This window comes from Anaerovibrio sp., assembly GCF_051866355.1.
GTDB lineage: Bacteria > Bacillota > Negativicutes > Selenomonadales > Selenomonadaceae > Anaerovibrio.
Genome location: NZ_JBJDWZ010000169.1, coordinates 1 through 7,192, shown reverse-complemented (window position 1 = coordinate 7,192; position 7,192 = coordinate 1). Strand labels below are relative to the sequence as shown.

At 51.7% G+C, this 7,192-nt stretch carries 8 protein-coding genes; 7 read left to right on the top strand and 1 reads right to left on the bottom strand.

The annotated features are described in order from the left end of the window. Nucleotides 1-28: 28 nt before the first annotated feature. Nucleotides 29-916, bottom strand: a complete 888-nt coding sequence (locus ACI3UA_RS08910) for a DMT family transporter (protein ID WP_439724463.1) — start codon at nucleotides 914-916, stop codon at nucleotides 29-31. Between the two features lie 234 nt (nucleotides 917-1,150). Between ACI3UA_RS08910 and ACI3UA_RS08905 the strand changes: the two genes are divergently transcribed. From ACI3UA_RS08905 to ACI3UA_RS08875, 7 genes are all read left to right on the top strand, one after another. Then, a complete protein-coding gene (locus ACI3UA_RS08905) occupies nucleotides 1,151-2,230 on the top strand; it encodes a glycosyl hydrolase family 18 protein (protein WP_439724462.1) in 1,080 nt (359 codons plus the stop codon). Between the two features lie 174 nt (nucleotides 2,231-2,404). After that, nucleotides 2,405-3,250: a phosphate ABC transporter substrate-binding protein gene (locus ACI3UA_RS08900; protein ID WP_439724461.1), complete on the top strand. Its 846-nt coding sequence runs from the start codon at nucleotides 2,405-2,407 to the stop codon at nucleotides 3,248-3,250. Between the two features lie 31 nt (nucleotides 3,251-3,281). Continuing rightward, a complete protein-coding gene (pstC, locus tag ACI3UA_RS08895; protein WP_439724460.1) occupies nucleotides 3,282-4,172 on the top strand; it encodes a phosphate ABC transporter permease subunit PstC in 891 nt (296 codons plus the stop codon). 1 nt (nucleotide 4,173) lies between these two features. After that, nucleotides 4,174-5,064 carry a phosphate ABC transporter permease PstA gene (gene pstA / locus ACI3UA_RS08890; RefSeq protein WP_439724459.1) on the top strand — a complete coding sequence of 297 codons (891 nt, stop codon included), beginning with the start codon at nucleotides 4,174-4,176 and terminating at the stop codon, nucleotides 5,062-5,064. A gap of 33 nt (nucleotides 5,065-5,097) precedes the next feature. Then, complete coding sequence (gene pstB, locus ACI3UA_RS08885) at nucleotides 5,098-5,853, top strand: phosphate ABC transporter ATP-binding protein PstB (RefSeq protein ID WP_439724458.1); 756 nt, start codon at nucleotides 5,098-5,100, stop codon at nucleotides 5,851-5,853. Then, complete coding sequence (phoU, locus tag ACI3UA_RS08880) at nucleotides 5,853-6,500, top strand: phosphate signaling complex protein PhoU (RefSeq protein WP_439724457.1); 648 nt, start codon at nucleotides 5,853-5,855, stop codon at nucleotides 6,498-6,500. Before pstB ends, phoU begins: the two co-directional genes overlap by 1 nt. 228 nt (nucleotides 6,501-6,728) lie before the next feature. Beyond that, the coding region (locus tag ACI3UA_RS08875) for a Ppx/GppA phosphatase family protein (RefSeq protein WP_439724456.1) at nucleotides 6,729-7,192 on the top strand (464 nt) is incomplete at its 3' end.

Genomic DNA, 7,192 nt, shown 5'->3' with positions numbered 1-7,192 from the left:
CAATCAACCACTACGAAAAACTGAAATTTTATTTTCTTTTTCCACGGTATTGTGAAATCACAAGTCCGCCCAATGTAAGCACAATGCCCAGTCCTGACATGAGGGTAATCTGTTCACCGAGGACAATAACGGAAGTGACTACCGTTATGACAGGAACCATGTAGATATAGATACTGGTCTGAATTGCGCCGATAACCTGTACGGCGTAGTTCCATGTAACGAAGCACAGGGCAGAAGCACCCAGCCCCAGAAATACCAGATTCAGCAGATAGACAGGCTCTTTCAGGGGGTGCAGGCTCCAGCTGCAGTCGAAGAAGAGCAGTGCCGGCAGCATGAACAGTATGCCGTAGAAAAATATTCTCCTTGTCATGACAATGGTATTGTAGCCGTAATTTCCGATGCCTCTGGTAATGACGGCATAGAATGCCCAGGCAAGGGCGGCCAGCGTGGCGAGCACATCGCCGACAGGATTCAGCTGCAGCTCGGCGCCATTGAAGCTAATCAGGAAAATACCTGCCAATGCCACCACGAAGCCGCAGAAGAACTTTTTATTGACGGCCTCTTCATCCACACGGGCAAAGTATGCCACTATGGCGGTGAAGCACGGTGCTATGGAGGTGATTACCCCTACATTGGAGGCCATGGTATAGGTCAGGGCAATATTTTCCAGCAGGTAGTACAGGCAGATGCCGCACAGACCGGCGGAGGCAAATATCAGCTCCTGCCGCAGGCTGGTTCCCTTCAATGGCTTTGGATAAATGATGGTCAGGGCAATCAGTCCCATGATAAAACGGAAAAAGAGAATTTCCACCGGCTGATATTCCTCAAGCAGTATTTTTGTGGAAACAAAGGTCGTGCCCCAGAGGATAATTGTCAGAATGGCAGCCAGATGCCCTAGTTTTTGCGCGCGCGTCAAAGTCATCCCCCCTGTATAAATAAATTTTGCCATAAGCATAGCTTTGTAAAAAATATATTACTATCCTTGTGATTTATATTGCATTTTTTAGACAGATAGCTTAGTGCAACATTATAACATTAAAGCGGGAAAAGTACATGGGCAATATTATTCATATTATTAGTAGTATTTATCCTGTTTATATTTTATAATGAATACAAGGCTTGCGAAATGGTGAAAGGGAGTGGCTCATACATGAAAAATGCGGTAATAGCGGTATTTCTCGCACTGATGCTGTGGTCAGAGGCGGCATTGGCGGCAGGGCAGGTCAGCGTGCTGTGGGACTGGCAGGCCCCCGGGGAAAAAGCCACCAGGCTGGCTGATCAGGATAAGCTGCCGGGGGTTGATGTATTGTCACCCAGCTGGTTTGTCATCGCAGATGAAAGGGGCAGAATCAAGGATAAAAGAGGCACTGCCCACCCTGAGTATGTCAGGAAGGCTCATGGGCGCGGCTACAAGGTGTGGGCCTTGATTACCAACGATTTTAATCCCGACATGACAAAAAAGCTGTTGGCAAGCCCTATGGGCAGGGCCAACGCGGTCAGGGAAATGAAGGCGCTGGCAAAGGAATATGGGCTGGACGGCATCAATATCGACTTTGAAAATATCTATCCGGAAGACAGGGACAGCCTGACGGATTTTGTGGCGGAAATCAGCAGGGCACTCCGGGCAGAAGGGCTGACGGTTTCCATGGATATCACCATTCCCAGCAGCTCCGGCATGTGGTCGCGCTGTTATGACCGCAGGGCACTGGCTGAACAGGTGGATTATCTGATGCTGATGGCCTACGATGAGCATGGCGCGGCATCCTCTGTCAGTGGTTCTGTAGCCTCCCTTGACTGGGTGGAAAAGGGGATTGCGGCAACGCTCTCGGAAGGGGTGCCGCCGGAAAAGCTGGTTCTGGGCATGCCCCTCTATATGCGCATCTGGCAGGAGGATATAAAGACAGGCAAGGCAAAGGGAAAGACCCTCTCCATGTCCCAGGCGGAAAAGCTGATAGCGGACAGGAAACTGTCACCTGTGTGGCTTGCCGGGGAGGGCCAGTATTACTTTGAGTATACGGAAGGAAAAAAACGCTACCGGGTGTGGCAGGAAAACCGCCGCTCACTGGCCTTGAAGGCGGCACTTATCAGCCGCTACGATCTGGCTGGCAGTGCCTACTGGCGCAGTACCCTGGAAACCGCTGATGTATGGGAAGCTCTGGCGCAGGTCATAGCGGCTGGCAGGCCGGTTGGCGCCGGCATGGCTGAAAAGGGCGATGCTGATAACAATTGAATATAAGATAGCATTATGTATCCCTCCGGGTGTATCCCGGAGGGATTTTTGCGTATCGGCGGCATATTTACATTTTTTTTACAAAAACAGGCAAGTGGACTTTACATTTGCGTATTAAGATATAGCCATGTTCAGAGAAATCCGTAAAGATTATTAAAAGGAGAGTGCAAGTAAATGAAGAACATGAAGAAATTATTTACAGTTTTGTTATCAGTAATGATGCTGGGCCTGCTGGCGGCCGGCTGTGGCAGTGACAAGGGTGGCTCCGGCTCCGGGCTTTCCGGTGCGGTATCCACCAACGGCTCCACCTCCATGGAGAAGGTTATCGGCATCCTGTCTGAGAAATTCATGACAGACAACAAGGGCGTAACCATTACCTATGATGCTTCCGGCTCCGGCACAGGCATCGAGGCTGTAAGCAAGGGCTCCACCGACATCGGCCTTTCCTCCCGCGCCTTGAAGGACAGCGAGAAGGAAAAGGGCCTGAAGGAAACCACCGTAGCGCTGGACGGCATCGCTATTATCGTTAATGAGAAATGCCCTGTAGATGATTTGAAGGTTGAGGATGTAGCTTCCCTGTTCAACGGCGAGGCCGGTGACTGGAGCAAGTTCGGCGGCAATGCAGGCAAGATAGCGGCTATCGGCCGTGAGGCCGGTTCCGGTACCCGTGATGGCTTTGAGACCATTACCCATACCAAGGACAAGTGCAAGCTGGCTCAGGAGCTGACCTCTACCGGTGCAGTTATTGAGGCTGTCAAGAACAGCGAGGCCGCCATCGGCTACGCTTCCTTCGCTTCCGTAGAGAATCAGAAGGGCATCAAGGTCCTGAAGATTAATGGCGTGGAGTGCAACGAGGAAAATATTTCCAACGGCAAGTATGTTATCCAGCGTCCGTTCAACCTGATTACCAAGGAAGGCGCAAAGCTCAGCGAGGCTGCACAGGCTTTCTTTGACTTCATGACCTCCAAGGCGGCCGCAGAGCTGATTCTGCAGGCTGGCGCAGTACCTACTGCTAAATAAGCAGGCTTTTAGTAAAGAGGTCTGATATTTTATGAAAAATAAAACCAAATGGCAGGAAATAACTGAAAAGAGCATAAACGCAGTGTTTATGCTGTGCGGTATCGTGGCGGTAGGCTTCGTGCTGTGCATCACGATACATCTGGTAATTGCCGGCCTGCCAGCAATTATGAAAATAGGTATTCCGGAGTTTATCTTCGGTACCATATGGCAGCCAACCGCTTCCACGGTGGAGCCATCCTTTGGCATCCTTCCCTTCATACTCACCAGTATCTATGGTACGGCGGGCGCTGTGCTCATAGGTGTGCCCGTTGGCCTTCTGACAGCAATTTTTCTGTCAAAGGCCGCTCCTCCAAAGTTTGCCAGGGTGATTCATACTGCCGTGGAGCTGTTAGCTGGTATTCCTTCCGTTGTCTACGGCCTTGTAGGCATGATTATACTTGTTCCAGGCATCCAGAGGGTATTTTCCTTATCCTCTGGTGCCACCCTTCTGGCAGCGATTATTGTGCTGACCATCATGATTTTACCGTCAATAATCAATGTCTCCGAGACTGCACTTAGGGCAGTACCCAGAGAGTATGAGGAAGCCTCTATGGCCCTGGGGGCAACCGAAATGGAAACATTTTTCAGGGTCAGTGTGCCGGCCGCCAAGAGCGGTATCGCGGCAGCCGTAGTTTTGGGAGTAGGCCGTGCTATCGGCGAGGCCATGGCAATCATCATGGTTTCCGGAAACGTGGCCAACATGCCTGGACTGCTGGAATCTGTACGGTTTATGACCACGGCGATTGCCTCGGAGATGTCATACGCCGCCGCAGGTTCCCTGCAGCATCAGGCGCTGTTCTCCATCGGGCTGGTGCTGTTCCTGTTTATTATGATGATTAATGTATTCCTGAATGTATTTGTCAAGGGAAGGAAGGTGGCGTAGGATGGAAAATGCGGCTGTGAGCCGGGCGGCCATCCCTGATGGCAGTACGGCGGGATTTTCCCGGCGGAAGCTGTGGAATCAGGGGGCAAGATGCCTTATCTGGGCCAGTGCGATTTTTACCTGCCTGCTGCTGGCCTTCATCATCGGCTATATATTTTACCGGGGCGTGCCATATCTGTCCTGGGAGCTTCTGACCAGCCAGAGCAGTTATGTGAGAAAGACCATCGGCATCCTGCCGAACCTTTTGAATACGCTGTATATCATTCTGGTAGCCATGGCCGTTGTACTGCCCCTGGGCACGGGCGCGGCCATCTATCTGACGGAGTATGCTTCCAACAAGAAGCTGGTAAACCTGATTGAGTTTGCGGCAGAGGCGCTGACCGGCATTCCGTCCATTATCTTCGGTCTGGCAGGCATGGTGCTGTTTTCCGAGATGTTTGGCCTGAAACAGGGTATTCTGGCCGGCGGCCTGACCCTTGTGATGATGATTCTGCCGGTGATTGTCCGCACCACCCAGGAGAGCCTCAAGACCGTGCCCAATGCCTATCGCGAGGGCTCCCTTGCTATGGGGGCAAGCAAATGGCACATGGTGCGTACCGTGGTACTGCCCAACGCCATTGACGGCATCGTGACGGGCTGTATTCTCTCCGTAGGGCGCATTGTGGGCGAGTCGGCGGCGCTGTTGTTCACGGCAGGCTTTGGCCTGGTGCTGAATGATTTTGTGACGGCGCTGGAATCCTCATCTGCTACCCTGACAGTGGCACTGTATGTCTATGCCAGCGAGCGTGGTGAAACCAGTGTGGCCTTTGCCATCGCGGTGATTCTCATGACGCTGACACTGCTTTTGAACTTCTCTGCCAATATGGCTGCCAAGAAGCTGAAAAATGTGTGATATCGAAAGATAATGATATAGAAGGATAATTTTATGAATACGATAATGGAAGTCAAGGACTTGAACCTGTGGTATGGCGACCATCATGCCCTCCATGATATCAGCGTTGATATACCGCAAAACCAGATTACGGCGCTAATCGGCCCTTCCGGTTGCGGCAAGTCCACTTTTTTGAAAACACTGAATCGCATGAACGATTTGGTGGAGGGAATCAAAATCACGGGCAACGTGATTTATAACGGGGAAAATATCTATGCGCCCAAGGTGGATGTCACCTGGCTGAGAAAGCGGGTGGGCATGGTTTTCCAGAAGCCGAATCCGTTCCCTATGAGCATCTATGACAATATCGCCTATGGTCCCCGCACCCACGGCATTACCTCAAGGGTCAAGCTGGATGATATCGTGGAAAAATCCTTGAAGGATGCGGCTATCTGGGATGAGGTGAAGGACAGGCTGAACACCTCGGCCCTGGGCATGTCCGGCGGCCAGCAGCAGCGTCTTTGCATTGCCAGGGCGCTGGCAGTGGAGCCGGATATCCTGCTGATGGATGAGTCAACCTCGGCGCTGGACCCGATTTCCACCGGCAAGATTGAGGAGCTGGCAGTGGAGCTGAAAAAGAAGTACACCGTGGTGATGGTTACCCACAACATGCAGCAGGCGGTGCGCGTGTCTGATTACTGCGCCTTCTTCCTGCTGGGCGATCTGGTGGAATTCAGCGAGACTGAGCAGATGTTTTCCGTGCCGAAGGACAGGCGGACTGAGGACTATATTACAGGGAGGTTCGGCTGATGAGAGCATATTTCGACCAGCAGCTTGAACTGCTAAAGGATGAGATGGTCTACATGGGCGGCCTTTGCGAAGAGGCTATCCAGCTTACGGTGGAGGCTTTGCTGAACGGCGACATAAAGCGCGCCAAGACCATCAACAACATGATGAGCCAGATTAGCCAGCAGGAGCGCAGTATTGAGAATGTCTGCCTCAAGCTCCTGATGCAGCAGCAGCCGGTGGCAAGGGATCTGCGCACCATTTCCGCGGCATTGAAGATGGTGACGGACATGGAGCGCATCGGCATCCAGGCCTGCGAGATTGCCGAGATTATTTCCGTGGGCAACATCGAGCATGCCGCTGACAGGGTGGATTTCCAGCAGATTTCCGATGCGGTCAGCAACATGGTTCACATGAGCCTGCAGGCCTTCGGGGACAAGGATATGGAGCTGGCCAACGAGGTGCTGAAATACGATGATGTGGTGGACAATCTCTTCTGCGACATCCGCGGTGACCTGATTGGCAAATTGAAGGCCGGCAGTACCGATGCGGAGTATCTCATGGATATGATGATGATAGACAAGTATTTTGAGCGCATCGGCGACCACGCGGTGAATATTGCCAAGTGGGTGAATTTCTCCATCACCGGGGAAATCGAGATTATTGAATAGGCTCCTTCTAATTTTATATAAAGATATCGCATGCTGACATTACCCAGACTGGCAGAACTTGCGGCATCTCCTTTTCTCTCATGATATCCCGGCGGCTATGCTCCTGCCGGGATATTTTTTTACAAAGATTTTACAAAAGCTGCCCATGGACTTTACATTCAAGGGTTATGATGAATATAAGTATAACAATCTGAATATCTGTCACTTTAATTTTAGGAGGAGAAAATGATGTACACAATAGTAGATGTAGGTTCCAATACAATTCGCATGAATGTCTATGACATAAAGGATGACAAGCTGAAAATCCTGTTTACCAAGAAGGCTACGGCCGGGCTGGCGTCCTTTGTGAAGGACAAGAGGATGTCCGCCGCCGGTGTGGACAGGGTAGTGGAGGTGCTGGAGGATTTCAAGGAAACCCTCAACAACCTGAATATTCCGGAGATGCACGTTTTTGCTACGGCCTCCCTGCGCAACGTGGAGAACAGCCAGGAGGCTGTGGCGGAGATAGAGCGGCGCACAGGACTTTTTGTGCAGGTGCTGTCCGGCAGGGAGGAAGCGGAGCTGGACTTTCTGGGCGCGGCCAGGGAGGCCAATGTCAAAAAGGGCCTGCTGGTGGATATCGGCGGCGGCAGTACGGAGCTGGTTGCCTACAAGGATGGCAAAATCCTCAGCGCCGTCAGCATTGCCAAGGG

Bases quoted from the DNA above. Each gene is read 5' to 3' on its own strand.
- pstA (WP_439724459.1), top strand. From the start codon at position 4,174: ATGGAAAATGCGGCTGTGAGCCGGGCGGCCATCCCTGATGGCAGTACG.
- ACI3UA_RS08900 (WP_439724461.1), top strand. From the start codon at position 2,405: ATGAAGAACATGAAGAAATTATTTACAGTTTTGTTATCAGTAATGATG.
- ACI3UA_RS08905 (WP_439724462.1), top strand. From the start codon at position 1,151: ATGAAAAATGCGGTAATAGCGGTATTTCTCGCACTGATGCTGTGGTCA.
- pstB (WP_439724458.1), top strand. From the start codon at position 5,098: ATGAATACGATAATGGAAGTCAAGGACTTGAACCTGTGGTATGGCGAC.
- pstC (WP_439724460.1), top strand. From the start codon at position 3,282: ATGAAAAATAAAACCAAATGGCAGGAAATAACTGAAAAGAGCATAAAC.
- phoU (WP_439724457.1), top strand. From the start codon at position 5,853: ATGAGAGCATATTTCGACCAGCAGCTTGAACTGCTAAAGGATGAGATG.